The following is a 15677-nucleotide window of genomic DNA, read 5'->3' on the forward strand; positions in this document are numbered from 1 at the left end:
GCAATAGGCGCCGACGCACCCAGAGCGACGGTTTCGCGGCACAGCGCCCACGCCGCACGCTCCAGGCACCCAGACGCGCTGCCGCGCCGGCGGCGCGAGCACCGTCGCCGCTTGGGTGCGTCCATGGCCGAGGCCAAGAAGCGGTCGGGCACGGAAGCGGAAGAAGGAGTCGTGGAAGACGAGAGCCCAGGTCCGGATTGGCTTCTGACCTGGGCTTCTTGGTGCGTGGACCCTAGAGGATCCGAACCCCTGGCACCCGACTTGCACATCTGCGAGATCATCCCCCGCCGGGCCTCCCACCTCGGCGTACCTTGACCGTCAAGTGATGCTGGACGGTGCGGCTTGGGTGCAACACCTGCCGGCATTGAGCAGTCACACGATCGCCCATAGCATCCTGTGCATGCCCCTGGTTGAGCACGGAATGACCAAGAGGCAGGTCAAGCGCCTCCTCGGACCTCCGCATAATCGAGTCAGTCAGAGGGCGTTCGAGCGCCAGTACAGAAGCGCGATGTTCGTGGGGGGTCGGCGCCGAGGGGACGCTTGGCTGTACCTCAACGTCCCGCAGGCCGGAGACATGACGTTCATCGCCTTCGACGGAAGGCGGGTCGCCACCGTGCAGGTTCAACAAGCCTCAGACCAATAGGTCGCCGCTGGGGTAGTGATCTCAACTCGGCGCCTACCTAATGGGGCCGGCTCACAAGTCGACGGGCCCGTCTACGCGCAGACCGCAACAGACGAACGGACCTGTCCCGAGGATGCTCCCGCGCGTATGGCGCCCAATCCCGTGACAGACAGATTCACCCGGGAGCGCCCTCCGGACCGCGGGGGTCAAGAGGGCTGCGAAGTCCCCTTGTTCGAGTTCGCTCAACCAAAAGCGCACCCCGCTTACCCTGATGACCTGGAAGGACGCTCAACCACGGTCACGGCCTGGTGCTCGATGACGAACCGGCCTCGACGCAACAGCGACGCTTCAGACTGGGCGGCGGCGCGGTCGGGGCAGGGCCGGCGGACGCGTCGCGATGCGCGGCCCCGGCGCGGCCGCCCGGTGACCGGCGCCCTCTACTCTCAAGATGTGCGCGGTGATAAGTACACGAAGTTGTGGGTCGAATCGAATGGCGGCCCGCTGGTTGCGGTCCCGCAGCAAGATCTGTCTCTGTGGCGTTCAGCTCCCGAGGATCCGGACGCCGATGACCCATCTGGCTGGGGGGACTACGGCCGTGCCTGCGAAGTCGGTGATTACCTTGGCGTCCTGCCGATCGCACACTCAGAGGCCTTGGTCTTCGGCGAGGCTCCGGAGCCGACGACCTTCCTACCGGAGCGATCGATATTTGTGCGCTGGGGAGGGGCTAACTCGGAGGCAGCACTGCTTGGCTCGGTCGATGCGGCCTTGTCCATGGCTAGTTGGCAAAGCGAAGTGCGTTGGAACGTCCCGGGGCCGGTCGTACTCTTCGACTCGGCTTACCCTGGCACCGATGTCTTTGCCCATCTTGCTGATGAGCACTTGGTCATCGACCTTGCACCAGGTTGTTACAGCGTTCGTCACGCCTCGGTCGAACCTGACGATGACACGATGATCGGACTGGTTCAACTGGATCTTCTTAGCGGCAGGCCGACCGAGCTTCCTGGTCGAGAAGCTCCTTGACGGCTGTGAACGGCAGCATGCCTAGTCGGCTGGTTTGGCGGCGGCGCGTACCCCCGTGGAGGCGGTCAGCTGGGGGCCGGCGCCCGGCGATACGGCGAGGCGAGCGCCGCCACCCCTCGATCTCAAAACGGGGCGGCGACGATGGCGAGGATGACGGCGGCCTCGGTGGCGCGCTCGTCCCGGTGGCCTAATCACACGCTAATTGCACGAACGCCCCCGTCCATGATCCGGATGGGGGCGTTTTCGGTGGTGGAGCCTAGGGGATTCGAACCCCTGACACCCGGCTTGCAAAGCCGGTGCTCTACCAACTGAGCTAAGGCCCCTCGGCGCGTCAAGCTTACCGGTGGTCGGCGGCCGCCGCGTCATCGAACGGGGCGGGCAGGAGGAGGTCGGGGAGCGCGGCGACGCTCGGGAGGACGTGGGTGGCGCCCGCGGCGAGGAGGCGGTCGCGGTCGTGGGCGCCGGTGAGGACGCCCGCGACGACGGACGCGCCCGCGCGGCGGCCGGTCAGCATGTCGTTCGCGGTGTCGCCGCAGACGGCGATGTGCCGGACGTCGCCCGCGCCGAGGCGGAGCGCGGCGGTGAGGACGAGGTCGGGCCATGGGCGGCCGCGGCCCGCCGTGTCCTCGGGGCACAGCGCCAGGTCGACGCGGTCCCACCAGCCGAGCGCGTCCAGGACGCGGGCCTGGGTGCGGCGGCCGAAGCCGGTCAGCAGGCACACGCGTACGCCGGCGCCGCGGATGCGCTCGAGAGCGCGTTCGGCGCCGGGCACGGGACGCAGGCCGCGCCGGTCGACGAGCTGGTCATAGGACCGCTCGAAGGCCAGGTGCGCGGCCTGGGCGCGCGGCTCGTCGAAGAGCGAGCGAAAGATCTCGATCTTCGACCCGCCGCGTGACTCGCGGACACGGGCCATGGCCCGGTCGTGGGCCGCCGTGCCGGCGGCGATCCCCAGAGCGGCGATCGCCTCGGCGAAGGCGGTCTCGACCGTGCCTCCGTCCGCGACGGTGGTCCCGGCGAGATCGATGCAGGCGATGGAGATCGGCGCCGCACCGTTCACGCCGGGGCCCGATGTGGCCGGCGTCTCAGCTGTCGGACGACGTGGCCTCGGTCCACAGGTCGAGCTCGGCGCGGTCCTGCTGGAGGCGGCGCCAGACGGCGAAACCACCGAGGGCGACGACGGCAAGGATCAGCAGCTTCTTCACGGTGGGGACCCCTTCACCTCGACTATGAAGTCAGAACCCGGGGTAGATACGGATCAGTGTCTGCTCCCCCAGGTCCTCCGCAGCCTAGCAACCGATCCCGGGCGGTCCGCACCCACTCGCCGGTATCGGACCGATCGTCCAATCCCGGGTGCCGCCGCGCGGGGACGCGCGGCGGGACGACCCTCGGGAGTGCCGATGGCTGAGGACGACTTCCGGCGCTGGGAGCGCGAGCTCGACCCGGGCGCGCCGGAGAAGGCGCCGGGCGGCCGGGGGCTGGTGGTGGCGGCCGCGGCGACGGCCGCCGGGTGCGCGCTGCTGATCGCGCTGGGGGACGTGCGGCTCGGCGCGGTGGGGCTCGGGCTGTCGTCGGTCATCCTGCTGCTGTGGCGGATCGGGTTCTGACGCGGCCGCAGACAAAAGCGGATCTTGGGGTGATAATCCGGGCAGTCCCGCTTGATCAGCGGGACTGGCGCGCCGCTCCCGGGCCGGCACGGCCCTCGCGCGCCCCCCGGAGGAGGTCCGTGCATGTGGATCGGCAGGACGAGCATCATCGGCGCCGCGGCGCTCACCGTGACGGCCTTGGCGGCGGTGCCCGCGCGGGCGGACGCGGCGGACGCGACGGTGGTCCCGGTCCAGGTCACCGGTGATCCGGCCAAGCGGTTCAACCTGGTGGTCATGGGCGACGGCTACACGGCGGCGGACATGCCGAAGTTCCGCGCCGACCTCGACAAGCACCTCAACGACCTGTGGACGATCGAGCCGTTCAAGTCGTACCGCAGCTACATCAACGTGTACGCGGTCGAGATCACGTCGGCGGAGTCGGGGGTGAGCTGCGACCCCGATCTGTCCTCAGCGCGCCGTACGACGCCGCTCAGCATGGCTTTCTGGAGCGGGTGCAAGCAGGACGGGCTGCAGCGGCTGCTCGTGATGGATTCCGCTGCGGCGAAGAAGTACGCAGACATGGTGCCGGGCACCAGCGCGAACAACCGGCAGATCCTCGCGATGGCCAACAGCGACACCTACGGGGGCGCCGGCGGTACGTACGCCACGTCCTCTGGTGGGAACGCCATGTCGGCGCTCATCGCGCCGCACGAACTCGGGCATTCGCTAGGCGGGCTCGATGACGAGTACGACTACTACCAGCGGGGTGTGCCGGGCGGTACGTACAGCGGGGCGGAGCCCGCGTCCATCCACCACACGTTGCTGACCGTCGAGCAGATGAAGGCGCAGAAGCAGAAGTGGTGGCGCTGGCTGGGAGAGCGCAGCGAAGCGGGCGGCGTCATAGACCGCTATGAGGGCGGCCTCTACTTCAGCAAGGGCGTGTGGCGGCCGAGCCAGCACTCCATGATGAAGACGCTCGGCTACTACTACGACCAGGTCGCCCGGGAACGGATGACGCAGCGCATCTCCGGCAAGGTCAACCTCGTTCAGGCGCAGACCTCCACAGACGCTCCTGTAGGTGCCGACCGTGTCCTTTGGGTGGAGACCTTGCACCCCACCGGGCACCAACTGTCGGTCACGTGGACGGCCGATGGAAAGGTCGTAGGGAAGTCGCCGAACCTTGACCTCAAGCGCCTGCACCTGAGGAAGGGGACCCACACCGTCAAGGCAACGGTCTCCGACCCCACCGACTTCGTGCGGGATCCGGCGATACGCGCCTCCACGGCACTCACACAGGTCCGTACATGGACCATCGACACGTCGCTGAAGACGCCTACGGGAAACGTGCCCGATGACTTCACCTCGTCCACGCCCACTGACGAGCCCGTCGGGGCCGAGTCCGTCGTGTACGCGGAGACGACCCATCCCGCTAAGAAGACGCCGGTCGTCCGCTGGGAACTCGACGGACGGCGTGTGCGCGGCAGTGAACGCGACATCGCGCTAGGGCGCCTCCATCTGCGCAGTGGCACGCACACACTGGTCGCAAGGGTCGGCGCCAAGGCCCGTACGTGGACGATCGACGCGCAGCGTCCGACGGTCAAGGTCCAGTTGTCGGACGCGGCGCAGACGCAGGCGCGTCCGGGCAGCACACCCGAGTACACCTTCGACGGTCCGTTCACCATGAGGCTGACGGGCGCGGACGACCGTCCGGGCGTGGTCGTCTCCGAGTTCCGCGTGGACGGCGACGGCTGGTTCAACTACTTCGGCTGGCCGACCGACTCGTCCGCGCCGTGGCGGTTTACCGAGAACGGCACGGTGATCGACTCGCTGACCTACGGCAGGCTCCCCAAGGGGCGGCATACCGTCGAGTACCGGGCGACCGACCCGGCGGGCAACGCCGGCCGGCCGGGGAAGTTCATCGTGACTCTTCGCTGACCGGCACGTCCACGGCGGGCGCGGCCGGGCCGGCCGCGCCCGGCCCGGCGGGTGCGCGGCGGACGGTCGCGAGCACGGAACCACCCAGGATCAGCGCGAACGAGGTGATGATCGTCCCGGTGAGCGGCTCGTCGAGCAGCAGCACGCCCGCGACGACCGCCACCGCCGGGTTCACGTACGTGAACACCATCGCCCTGGACGTGCCCGCCTCGCGGATGAGCTCGAAGAACACGATGAACGCGAGCGCGGTGCAGACCAGGCCGAGGCCGCCGAGGGAGGCCAGCACGCGGCCGCTCGGCGCCGCGTCCGGCCAGGTCGCGACGGCCGGGCCCGCGTACACCACCGCGGCGATCGTCAGCGCTCCCGCGGCCATGTGCAGGCTCGGCAGGTCCTGCAGCCGGCGCGTCGCGACCATGGGGGCGACGGCGTAGCCGAGCGCCACCAGCATGACCTCGCCGACCGCCCACGCGCTGCCGCCGCCGAGGTGCGGGCCGGCCAGCACGCCGACGCCCGCGAGGCCGACCAGCAGCCCCGCCCAGCGGACCGGTCCCAGCCGCTCCGCGTCGCCGGTCAGCCGCGCCAGCACCACGCCGATGATCGGCACCGCGGCGATCAGCAGCCCGGTCATCGAGCTGGTCAGCCGGTGCTCGGCGTCCGACAGCAGCGCCCACGGGCCGAGGATCTCCACCGCCGTGAAGGCCAGCAGCGGGCGCCAGTGCCGGCGCACCGGCTCCAGGCCGCCGGACCGGGCGGCGAGCGGTACGAGCACGAGCGCGCCGAGCGCGGTCCGCGCGAACACCAGCACGGGCACCGACACGCCCTCGACCGCCACCTTGATCATCAGGTAGGGGATCCCCCACAGCACGCTCATCAGCGCGAACAGCGTCCAGCCGCGGCGACTCACCACGTCCTCCGATCCGGGTCGGCCGCCCGGCTCCACCGCCGGGCACCGGTTCAGGATGCGGTGCGGCGGCGGGCGCGGTCTTGAACGCTGTTGCGGTACGCGCCGGGCGTCACGCCGAGGACGCGCCGGAACCAGCGGGTCAGGTGCGCCTGGTCGGCGAACCCGACGAGCGGCGCGGCCTCCGCGGGCCGGTGCCCCGCGTCCAGCAGCGCCCGCGCGCGCGCCACGCGGTGCTGTGCGAGCCACGCGTACGGCGGCATGCCCATGGAGTCGCGGAAAGCGCGCAGCAGCTGATACCGGGACAGGCCGAGATCGGCCGCCATCTCGGCCAGCGTGGGCGGGCTCACGAGCTCGTCGGACAGCCGCGCCGCGACGGCACGCGCGATCCCGGACGAACCCGGCGGACCGGGCTCCTCCCGCCCTCCCCGGACGGCATGCCGCCGGACGAGCGCGCCCAGCACGCCGAGCAGCCGGCTCTCACCCTCCAGTGGATCATCGCCCACCCGCAGCGACCGGTGGGCGAGCCGCAGGACGCGCGCCAGCCCCGGATCGTCGATGATCGGCTCACCGAAGTGCGGCGCCCCGCGGTCCCAGCCCGACGCCGCCCCCACCAGCTCGGCCGTCGGGTAGAGGCACAGGTACGCGAAGCCGTCCTGGTCGGCGGGGCCGCCCGTGTGCGCCTCGCCCGGCTCGATCACCACGACGCTGCCGGCCGCCGAGTACAGCCGCTCGCCGCGGTACCGCATGGTCTCCAGGCCGTCGACGCACACGCCGATCGCGAACTCGTCATGGGCGTGCGGCGCGTAGTGCCGGGTGCCGATCCGCGCGTCGAGCAGGTCGAGCGAGGCGCCCTGGATGCCGTCGACCCGCGTCCACACCACCCGGTCCGGCGGGCGCGCCGCGCCCCCGGTGCCGCCGGTCCCCCCGCTGCCGCCGTCAGGCGGAGAAGATGTGGCGGAGCCGCCAGCGGTCCCGGTCACGGCCGAGCTCCGCGACGGCCACGCCGTCCGCGCCGACGATCCGGACCCGGTAGACGCGGCCGTCCTGGGGCGTCCCGTAGGTCTTCAGGACCTTCTCGACGGCGTAGCGCGACCCCCGCCATTCGTACGCGGTCAGCCGTCCGGACGGGTCGTGCTCGGCCCGGACCGGCTCGTTCAGAAGGTGCCCCATGAGTCCGGGAGCCTAGCACGCATTCGAACAAATGTTCGCAGGTGGGGGGCCGTCCGCGCGGCGTCGCGGCGACCGTCCCGGGCATCATCCCGCCATTAAGACGCAGCCCGCCGCACATGTCCAGACCGTCCGAAACGACGATCTCCGCGCCGGACCCGCCGATCGCCCCCGCCGGTACGGGTTCTGCCGACGCGCACCCCGTCGGCGCCCGTAATCCACAGGCTGGGGGCAACGTTTCGCACATCCTCCAGCCCTTGTGAGCAGGCCTTCCGGGAGCCGGCTCCACAACGGAATCCCCAGGCTGCAGGGCCTTTCGAACATCCGATCGGGATCGGCGGGTGCACCGCCACGCCGTCCACACCCATCCCGGGCCCTACACACTGTCCACAGCTTGTGGATAACTCCCGTGCACAACCTGGGTACGACCGCGGAACCGCGCCGTCCACCATTCTTCCCCACCCGGTCCCCAGATGGCAGGACCGTTGTCCACGGCGTGGATAACCCGCTGACCAGCGATGAGACGGTGCCAGCCGCCCGTCCGTGCACATGGCGTTCACAGCTTGTGGGCAGCCGCCCTCCACAGGCACCCCCGACCCGTGGAAGGCGTCGCCCACCGGGAATCCCCAACGACGTCCCCAGCCGCCACCCGACCCCACATCTGTGGACAGCCGCTCGCGCACCCCTCCGGCCGCGTGACGAGGCCCGAAGTCGGCACGCCGAGGCCTCGTCCACGCCTTCCCCGCCGGTGTGCGCCACCTGTGGATAACATCGTCCACGTCCCTGAAGCGGCCACCGTACCCACCGCCGTCCACCGGACGTCCCCACCCGCACTTCCTGGGGATATCCGCGTCATCCCTGGCCACGCGCGATTCCGTCGCCAGGGAGCCCGCCAATCCACATCCTGTGGATAACTCTGTTCACATCCCCGGCACGCCGGGCCCCGCCATCACGACGCGGTCCCCGACGGGATGCGCGCCCGCACCACGAAGCCGCCGCCCGGCCGCGGGTCCGCGCCGAACTCCCCGCCCAGCGCCGCCACCCGCTCGCCCAGGCCCACCAGGCCGCGGCCGCCGCCCCCGACGGCCGCGGCGCGCGACCCCGAGCCGTCGTTGCCGACCTCCACCGTGATCTCCGTCGCGCCGTAGCGCACCTCGACCTCGACCTGGCTCCCATGGGCGTACTTCAACACGTTCGTCAGTGCTTCCTGCACCACCCGGTAGGCGACGGACTCGGCGCTGCCCGCGGCCACCGGGGCCTCGCCCACCTGCTTGAACTCCACCGGTTGCCCGGCGCTCCGCGTCTGCTCCACCAGCGCGCCCAAATCTCCAGCGGACGGTGCCCTGCCCTCCGCACCCGTGCCGGTGCCGGTGCCGTGGTCGGGGTTGAGCAGGTCGAGCAGATGCCGCAGATCGGTGATCGCCCGGCGGCCGGTGTCGGTGACCGCGCTCAACGTCGCGTCCAGGCGGTCGGGGGCCGCGAGCAGGTAGCGCGCCGCCTCCGTCTGCACCACCATCGCCGTCACGTGATGGGTCACCACGTCGTGGAGCTCGCGGGCGATACGGGTGCGCTCGGCGGTCCGGGTGGCCTCGGCGACGCGGAGCCGGCGCTCGGCCTCGGCGGCCCGCGTGGAACGCAGCCACGAACCGGCCCCCCACGCCAGGCCGAGCGCCAGGTAGAACGTCACGTACTCTTCCACGTCCTCCTGCGCGCCCGCCCGGTTCAGCGCGACCGCGAACACCGGGTACAGGACTGACGCCACGATCAAGAACCTCCGCCGGTGGCGCTCCGCATGGGCGCCCGCGCTGATCAGCGCGATCGGCAGCGCGGTGCCCGCGGCCAGGTGGTACCCGCGCAGCTGGTCGGCGGCGAACCCCACCATCACCAGCGCGGCGCACACCGTCGGCCACCGCCGCCGCACCGCCAGGGGGAGGCACTCCAGAAGGACGACCAGGCCGCCCACCGCGTCGAAGGGGCGGTTCGCGATCTCCCCGATCTGCGTCCCGTGCCCGTAGAAGCCCGGCAGGAACGACGAGACGGCCAACAGCAGCGCCAGCGGGAGGTCCCGGACCGTGACGTCGAGCCGACGCCACAGGTCCGGGGCCCAGTCGAGACTTTTCGCCGGAAGCCGTCGCGAACCGATCATCGGGAGAGCGTAGCGGTCGCGGCGGCCGCGTCGACGCCCCGGCGGCGGGCGGGCATGATGTTGCCGCGCCGGCGCGCCAGCCACATGAACGACGCCGCCACCGTCACCCCGGCCACGACCGTGTACAGGCTCGCCTCCGGGCCGAACTCACCGCCGGTGACCAGCGACGAACCCGACATCGAGCTCTCCAGCAGCCCCTTGTTCGCGCCGCTGCCCGACACCTCGGTGCCGAAGATGCCCGACTCGGCGAAGTTCCAGGCGAAGTGCAGTCCGATCGGCACCCACAGGTTCCGGGTCGCGGCGTACGCGGCGGCCAGCATGCCACCGGCCTCGATGGCGATCGCGATCGCGCCCCAGAAGGTGGCGTGCTCGTTGGCGAGGTGCATCAGCCCGAACACCAGCGCGGTCAGGACCAGCGCGGCCCATGTCCCGATGCGCCCCTCGACGATGCGGAACAGGACGCCCCGGAACAGCAGCTCCTCCGTCACCGCCGCGGCGGCCATGAACCCGAGCAGCCCGAGCGCGCCCGCGACCGAGCCGAAACCGTCGATCCGGTAGTCGCCGAGGAACGCGATGTTCGCGATCACGGCCCCGAACATCGCGAAGCCGATCAGCATGCCGCGTCCGACGGCGGCGCCGGCGCCCTTCGTCGCGACCTCCACCGGCGCGCGGTGCTCGGTCCGCCGCACCACCCAGGCGTACGCGAGGGGCGCCAGCACCGCCGTCACCATTCCCACCACCAGGGTGAGGGCCGCGTTCCCGTCCACCGCGGCGGCGATCTGCCCGCCGACGAGGGCGACCGCTGCGACCACCAGCAGTTGCTTCACCAAACGCATTTCCGACTCCTTTACGACGCACGCGGACCGATTTCCGCGGTCGTGATAACGCTATGAATTCAGGCCTTGAGAAACGTCACCGCGCGGAGGACATTCACGGGTAGCTCGCACGGGGGACGGACCGTTCCGCGGTCACCCGGCCGAGGGGCGGGACACCGCAGCGCCCGTCGGCCGCCTTCGCGTTCTCAGCTCGCGGCCTGCGCGGCCACGCGCTCGACGGCCCGCACCGCGACCTCGGGCTGCTCCTGGTAGATGTAGTGGCCGCTCTTGCCCGCCACCGTGAACCGGCTGCTGCCGGACAGCCCGAGCCACTTGCGCTCCCCGGCGGTCCAGGCCGCCTCCAGGCGCGGGCCGACCCCCGGAACGGCCGCGAGGTACGGCTTCCCGTGCTTGATCACCTCGACCGGGATGTTCCCGGCGGACTGGACCTTGCCGTCGGGCGTCGCGATCCGCTCCGGGTTCTCGCCCCCGAAGACCGCGAGGTTCTGCGCGCGCAGCTGCGCCGCCGGCCCCTTGGCGGACGCGGGGATGGCGCTCTTGAGGTCGGCGAGCATCGTCGAAGGCGTCGCGTCCATCAGGACCAGCCCCTTGACGTGGTCCTTGTGGTCGGGCGCGTACCGGGCGGCGATCAGCCCGCCCATCGAGTGGCCGGCCAGGACCACCGGCGCGTCGCCCGCGACCTCGTCGATGACCCCGGTGAGGATCTTTCCGGTGCTGGCGAAGCTCTGCGGCGCGTCCGGCTTGCTGCTCGCACCCTCCCCGAGCCGGTCATAGGAGCACACCCGGTTCTTCTCGCTGAGCGTCTTCTGGAAAGCGGCCATCTTGTCCAACCCGTCCCCCAGGCCGGGCAGCAGGACGACGATCGGCGCGTCCCCCTTCCGCTTCCCCGAGCAGGACACGTTCACCGTCTTCTTTTCGATGGTGAACTTCCGCGCGCCAGAGAACGTGTCGGGCTGCTTCGTGGCGAACCCGTCGTCGTCGCAGGCGGTGAGACCCGTCGCGGCCACCGCGAAGCACGCCGCGACCGCGGCGACCGTCCTGAACTTGCGGATCATCATGTCCTCCAGCGATAGAACCGGCGGCCGGGTGCAATTCACCGGCGCCTGGATTTCGCGGCCATAAACGCCGCGCTCACAATGAGAACGCTAGAGATTCGACGACCCCTGAATCATCACCGCGCGGAGGACATTCCCGGGTAGCTCGCTCGGGGGATCCCGCTCGCCTAGGGCCGTCGGACCGAGGACGTGTCGCTCGTCAGCGGCGTTCCGTCCACCGCCACGGGCAGGAGGTCGGGGACGCGGGCACCGTCGCCGTCGACCAGGACCGAGTGCCTCTCGCCCGGCTCGAAGGCATGGCGTTCGCCCCACTGCCGCAGCGTGACGATCACGGGGAAGAGGTCCCTGCCCGCCTCGGTGAGCTCGTACAGCCTGCGCCTGCCCGACGGGGCGCCGACCTGGGCGAGCAGGCCGCGGGCGGTGAGCCTGCGGAGCCGTTCGGTGAGGATGTTGCGGGCGATGCCGGTGCGCTGCTGGAAGTCGGTGAACGAGCGGGCGCCGTCCATCGCGTCGCGGATGATGAGCAGGCTCCACCGGTCGCCGACGAGATCGACCGTGCGGGCGACCGGGCAGGCCGGATCCGTCCAGCTCTGCCTGTCGGCGTCGTCGCGTGCCATCACACCTCCAGTGAGTTGCACATTGAAACCATTCTGGCCTAGCCTCCGATCAGTTGCAAAATGAAACTGATCGGAGGAGCCGGTGAACTGGAGGACCAGGCTGCTGCCTGCGGTGGTGTGCGGAGTCGCGGTGGCCGGCGTCTACGCCGCGCAACCGGTGCTGGACCCGATGGGCCGCGACCTGGGCGTTCCGGCCGGCTCGCTCGGCTGGCTGGTGGCCACGGGCCAGCTCGGCTACCTGGCGGGACTGGTCCTGCTGGTGCCGCTGGGCGACGTCCTCGACCGCAGGCGCCTCATCGCCGCGCACCTCGCCCTGGTGGCCGCGGGCACGGCCGTCACCGCGGCCGCCCCGGCCGCCTGGGCGGCGTTCGCCGGACTGGCCGCCGCCGGCGCGTTCGCGGTGGTGGTGCAGACCACCGTCGCGTACACGGCGTCGATCTCCCCGCCCGCCGAACACGGCCGCAACCTCGGATTCGTGACCTCGGGCGTGGTGATCGGCATCCTCGGCTCGCGCGTCGCGGCCGGAGTCCTGGCGGACCTCTGGGGATGGCGGAGCATCTACCTGACCCTCGCGGTCCTCGCCGCCGTCCTCGCGCCGCTCACCCTCACCGCACTGCCCGCGGATTCCCGTCCGGACACCGCACGGTACGGGCAGGTGCTCCGATCCTTCGGCGGGCTGTTCGCGCAGCCGGTCTTCCTCGGCCGCGGGCTGATCGCGTTCTTCCTGTTCGCCTCGTTCGGCACCCTGTGGAGCGGCATGGCCCTGCCACTGGCCGGCGCGCCGTGGCACCTCGGCCAAGCGCAGATCGGGCTCTTCGGCGTCGCCGGTCTCGCCGGAGCCCTCGGCGCCGCCAGGTCCGGACGCTGGGGCGACGCCGGGCACGCGCACCGCGTCACCGGCATCGCGCTGGCGCTCCTGCTCGCCTCCTGGGCCGCCATCGGACAGCTCTCCTGGTCGCTGCCGCTCCTTGCCCTCGGCGTGCTCCTGCTCGACTTCGCCGTCCAAGCCGTCCACGTGAGCAACCAGCACGCTCTCACCACCGCCTACCCCGACCGCACCAGCACCGCCATCGGCGCCTACATGGTCTTCTACTCCCTCGGCTCCGCCCTCGGAGCAGCCGCGACCACGGCCCTCTTCGCCACCGCCGGCTGGCTCGGCCCCACAGCCCTAGGCGCGACCCTGACCCTCTGCGCACTGACCACCTGGAAACTAACCTCACCGCCAGCCCCAGTAAACCCGCTGACCGAAGGCGCCGGCCTCACCGAAAGAACAAGATCAGCGATAGCCACCGAAGTTTCCGCCCCACCCTCCACCCGCGAGGGAACGAAGCCAAGGGGGGCGTAGCCCCAAAGGGGGCAAGGGGGCGAAGCCCCCAAAGGGGGCGTGGGGGGCGGAGCCCCCCACATCGGGGGTCCGGGGGTCGCCCCCCGGGTGAAATGACGAAGGAGTGGCGCCCGCGCTCTCCGCGGGCACACCACTCCCAACTCCGAAGTGGGCCTAGGAGGACTTGAACCTCCGGCCTCATCAGTTCGATCACGGCCAAGATGGCGTGCCTGCTTCGCCGTGCTGGCCTGCGGGTGAGGGCTGATCACGTTCGGCGGTGTTCGCTCGGGTTGCTGTCAGAGTTGCTGTCACTGCTGTCAGCTCACACGGCTCCGGACGGGCGCTTCCCAGATCATCGGCCACAGGGCGGCGGGCCTGCGCGCGGACGCTCCGCCCCGTCCCTCCTACGCCTGCCCGTTCCGCGCATGTTCCGGATCTTGATCGTCAGCTGTAGAAGTGCCTGAAGTACTCCTCGGGGCCGACCGTGAAGTCATCCGGCCGGGTCTCGCGAAGAAGCCTGTACCGGGCGCCGAACGCATCGATCGCCTCATGGATGCTGTGGCCGAACACCTCTCGCAAGATCATCATGGCCGGGATGATGCGGTGGCTGACGATGTGCTCGTCGATATCGGGCCACCGGTCGGTCATGCGACGAGTCTGCCACGCGGGCATCGGTCAGCGCCGGTCCCGGCAGTTCTGCCCTGTCTCCCTCGCCCGCCGCGGGCCGTGACAGACGAGCGGACCGTCCGGAGGGTGGTCCCGCGCGAACGGTGCTCAACCCCTGACAGACCGGTGCGCGCGGGAGTGCCCTCCGGGTCCAGGAGGGGTCTGGGGAACCACGGGGTTCCCCAGTAGCGCACGCGCAACCGATCTTCCGGCAACAGTGCTCGCTACCAGGGTTTGCCTTGTGCGAGACGTTGCTGCTTCATGCCCTCTATGGCGTCGTGGAGATCCGCGAGGACAGCGCGGGCAAGAGAGCGATCAGCTCCGAGGCGAGTCCGAAAGTCTCGTGCATCGATGTGCCCGCCGTTGCACATTTCGTTCAAGGCGTTGTTGATCAAAACTGCCTCGTCCGGGCTCAACTCGACTCGGATTGCGTCGTCGGTCACGTCGGTAACGTTCATGCTCCCCATCTTCGTGCACGGATGGTCGGGCTCTCGGTGGCACTGGCCTGGTCGGCCGTCATGGCCTAGCTACCAGGTGGCGGCGCGACCCCGAGTAGACCGGGCCGGCGACCGGCAAGCGTGGCCACGCAGCGATGCGCGGCCGGGCGCGCGCGCCGTTGGCGCGAGCGCCGCCGCCCCTTGACTACTGGCTCGAAGAGGTCGTGCGGCCGTCCAAGCGGTGGAACACCTACAAGAAGTACGAGCAGACGGCGCGGCTCTACCTCAAGCCGGGTCTCGGCAATCAGCGTCTCGACCGGCTTCGGGTGGCCAAGGTTCAGTCCTTTCTGAACCAGCAGGTCAAGGACGGCCAGTCGCTCGCGATGGTCCACATCATGCGCATGGTCCTGGGGGCGGCGCTGACCAGGGCCACGCGGGAAGAGTTGATCTCGGTCAACGTCGCTCGCCTGACCACGCTGCCGCCGGCCCCCGCCCATAAGTCCAAGCCATGGACGGCGGACGAGGCTCGCGCGTTCCTGCGCGCTGCTCGAAACGAACCCCTGTACCCGGCGTTCGTGCTGCTGATGGTCTACGGCCTGCGGAGCGGTGAGGTGCTAGGCCTCGCCTGGGACGACCTGGACCTGGACGAGCGAGTGATGCAAGTGTCCTGGCAGTTGCAGCGCATCGACGGGAAGCTCACCCGGACGCGGGTCAAGACCGATGCCGGAGACCGCCCCCTGCCCGTGCTCCCGATCATCTATGAGGCGTTCATCGAACTGGCCGACCGGCAGATGTACGCCAAGCGCAGGGCGGGCGCGAACTGGGACGCGGACTGGGAGGAGATCGGCCTTGTGTTCACCACGCGCCACGGCGGGCCGATCGAACCGCGCAACCTGTCGAGGGCCTTCGATCGGATCTGCGTGAACGCGGGGCTTCGCCGCATCCGGCTTCACGACCTGCGGCACGTGACCGCAACGCTTCTCAAGCGGCTGGGCATGCCTCCGCGCGATGCCGCTGCGATCCACGGTCACGCGAAGATCTCCACGACCATGGAGATCTACACTGACAGCGACATCGAGGACCACCGGACCGGACTCGGCAAGGTGGCGGACGAGCTGTTCGGAACGCCGGAAAGCTGAGCCGTTGCTGTCACCGCTGCTGTCAAAAGACCCCCACCGGTACCCGGTGGGGGTCTGTGAGCTGGTGGGCCTAGGAGGACTTGAACCTCCGGCCTCATCCTTATCAGGGATGCGCTCTAACCGACTGAGCTATAGGCCCGTACTGCCGCCGCCTTGCGGCGCAACCAGAGATTACCCCATGGGGAACGGCAACCGGAAATCGATTGGCGGGCGGCGGCGGGGTCGC

16 protein-coding genes and 2 tRNA genes are annotated in these 15677 nt (G+C 70.4%); 5 read left to right on the forward strand and 13 right to left on the reverse strand.

Annotated features, from left to right (window positions below; all coding sequences use genetic code 11):
* Positions 1–1072: 1072 nt before the first annotated feature.
* A complete protein-coding gene (locus ACA514_RS30965) occupies positions 1073–1642 on the forward strand; it encodes an Imm21 family immunity protein (RefSeq protein ID WP_375044797.1) in 570 nt (189 codons plus the stop codon).
* Between the two features lie 247 nt (positions 1643–1889).
* Here the strand turns inward: ACA514_RS30965 and ACA514_RS30970 are convergent.
* From ACA514_RS30970 to ACA514_RS30980, 3 genes are all read right to left on the reverse strand, one after another.
* Positions 1890–1965: transfer RNA gene (locus ACA514_RS30970), tRNA-Ala, on the reverse strand.
* A 14-nt stretch (positions 1966–1979) separates the two neighbouring features.
* Positions 1980–2699, reverse strand: coding sequence for an HAD-IA family hydrolase (locus ACA514_RS30975; RefSeq protein ID WP_375044798.1), 720 nt, complete (start codon positions 2697–2699; stop codon positions 1980–1982).
* 25 nt (positions 2700–2724) lie between these two features.
* Complete coding sequence (locus tag ACA514_RS30980; protein ID WP_211238580.1) at positions 2725–2844, reverse strand: DLW-39 family protein; 120 nt, start codon at positions 2842–2844, stop codon at positions 2725–2727.
* Positions 2845–3039: 195 nt separating this feature from the next.
* Between ACA514_RS30980 and ACA514_RS30985 the strand changes: the two genes are divergently transcribed.
* A complete protein-coding gene (locus ACA514_RS30985; protein WP_375044799.1) occupies positions 3040–3246 on the forward strand; it encodes a hypothetical protein in 207 nt (68 codons plus the stop codon).
* A gap of 123 nt (positions 3247–3369) precedes the next feature.
* Positions 3370–5160: a M64 family metallopeptidase gene (locus tag ACA514_RS30990; protein ID WP_375044800.1), complete on the forward strand. Its 1791-nt coding sequence runs from the start codon at positions 3370–3372 to the stop codon at positions 5158–5160.
* On the opposite strand, the gene ACA514_RS30995 is transcribed toward ACA514_RS30990, so the two are convergent.
* The 7 genes from ACA514_RS30995 to ACA514_RS31025 all read right to left on the reverse strand — a co-directional run bounded on the left by ACA514_RS30995 (position 5141) and on the right by ACA514_RS31025 (position 11885).
* Entirely contained in the window at positions 5141–6064 is a 924-nt protein-coding gene (locus ACA514_RS30995; RefSeq protein ID WP_375044801.1) for a DMT family transporter, read from the reverse strand. The two genes, ACA514_RS30990 and ACA514_RS30995, sit on opposite strands and share 20 nt — an antisense overlap.
* A gap of 50 nt (positions 6065–6114) precedes the next feature.
* Positions 6115–7044, reverse strand: coding sequence for a helix-turn-helix domain-containing protein (locus ACA514_RS31000; RefSeq protein WP_375044802.1), 930 nt, complete (start codon positions 7042–7044; stop codon positions 6115–6117).
* Complete coding sequence (locus tag ACA514_RS31005) at positions 7001–7234, reverse strand: hypothetical protein (protein ID WP_375044803.1); 234 nt, start codon at positions 7232–7234, stop codon at positions 7001–7003. Before ACA514_RS31005 ends, ACA514_RS31000 begins: the two co-directional genes overlap by 44 nt.
* 946 nt (positions 7235–8180) lie before the next feature.
* Positions 8181–9377: a sensor histidine kinase gene (locus tag ACA514_RS31010; protein ID WP_375044804.1), complete on the reverse strand. Its 1197-nt coding sequence runs from the start codon at positions 9375–9377 to the stop codon at positions 8181–8183.
* Entirely contained in the window at positions 9374–10213 is an 840-nt protein-coding gene (locus ACA514_RS31015; RefSeq protein WP_375044805.1) for a lysostaphin resistance A-like protein, read from the reverse strand. The genes ACA514_RS31010 and ACA514_RS31015 overlap by 4 nt, the downstream gene beginning before the upstream one ends.
* A gap of 185 nt (positions 10214–10398) precedes the next feature.
* Positions 10399–11271, reverse strand: coding sequence for an alpha/beta fold hydrolase (locus ACA514_RS31020; protein WP_375044806.1), 873 nt, complete (start codon positions 11269–11271; stop codon positions 10399–10401).
* A gap of 164 nt (positions 11272–11435) precedes the next feature.
* Entirely contained in the window at positions 11436–11885 is a 450-nt protein-coding gene (locus ACA514_RS31025) for a winged helix-turn-helix transcriptional regulator (RefSeq protein ID WP_375044807.1), read from the reverse strand.
* A gap of 82 nt (positions 11886–11967) precedes the next feature.
* Between ACA514_RS31025 and ACA514_RS31030 the strand changes: the two genes are divergently transcribed.
* Positions 11968–13230: an MFS transporter gene (locus ACA514_RS31030; protein ID WP_375044808.1), complete on the forward strand. Its 1263-nt coding sequence runs from the start codon at positions 11968–11970 to the stop codon at positions 13228–13230.
* 423 nt (positions 13231–13653) lie between these two features.
* Here the strand turns inward: ACA514_RS31030 and ACA514_RS31035 are convergent, their stop codons facing one another.
* Positions 13654–13857, reverse strand: a complete 204-nt coding sequence (locus ACA514_RS31035) for a hypothetical protein (protein WP_375044809.1) — start codon at positions 13855–13857, stop codon at positions 13654–13656.
* A gap of 242 nt (positions 13858–14099) precedes the next feature.
* Positions 14100–14333 carry a hypothetical protein gene (locus ACA514_RS31040; protein WP_375044810.1) on the reverse strand — a complete coding sequence of 78 codons (234 nt, stop codon included), beginning with the start codon at positions 14331–14333 and terminating at the stop codon, positions 14100–14102.
* Positions 14334–14467: 134 nt separating this feature from the next.
* On the opposite strand from ACA514_RS31040, the gene ACA514_RS31045 reads away from it, so the two are divergent.
* Positions 14468–15451: a tyrosine-type recombinase/integrase gene (locus tag ACA514_RS31045; protein WP_375044811.1), complete on the forward strand. Its 984-nt coding sequence runs from the start codon at positions 14468–14470 to the stop codon at positions 15449–15451.
* Positions 15452–15513: 62 nt separating this feature from the next.
* Here ACA514_RS31045 and ACA514_RS31050 read toward each other — a convergent pair.
* Positions 15514–15590: transfer RNA gene (locus ACA514_RS31050), tRNA-Ile, on the reverse strand.
* Positions 15591–15677 lie beyond the last annotated feature (87 nt).

Source organism: Actinomadura sp. NTSP31 (assembly GCF_041951385.1).
Taxonomy (GTDB): domain Bacteria; phylum Actinomycetota; class Actinomycetes; order Streptosporangiales; family Streptosporangiaceae; genus Spirillospora; species Spirillospora napierensis.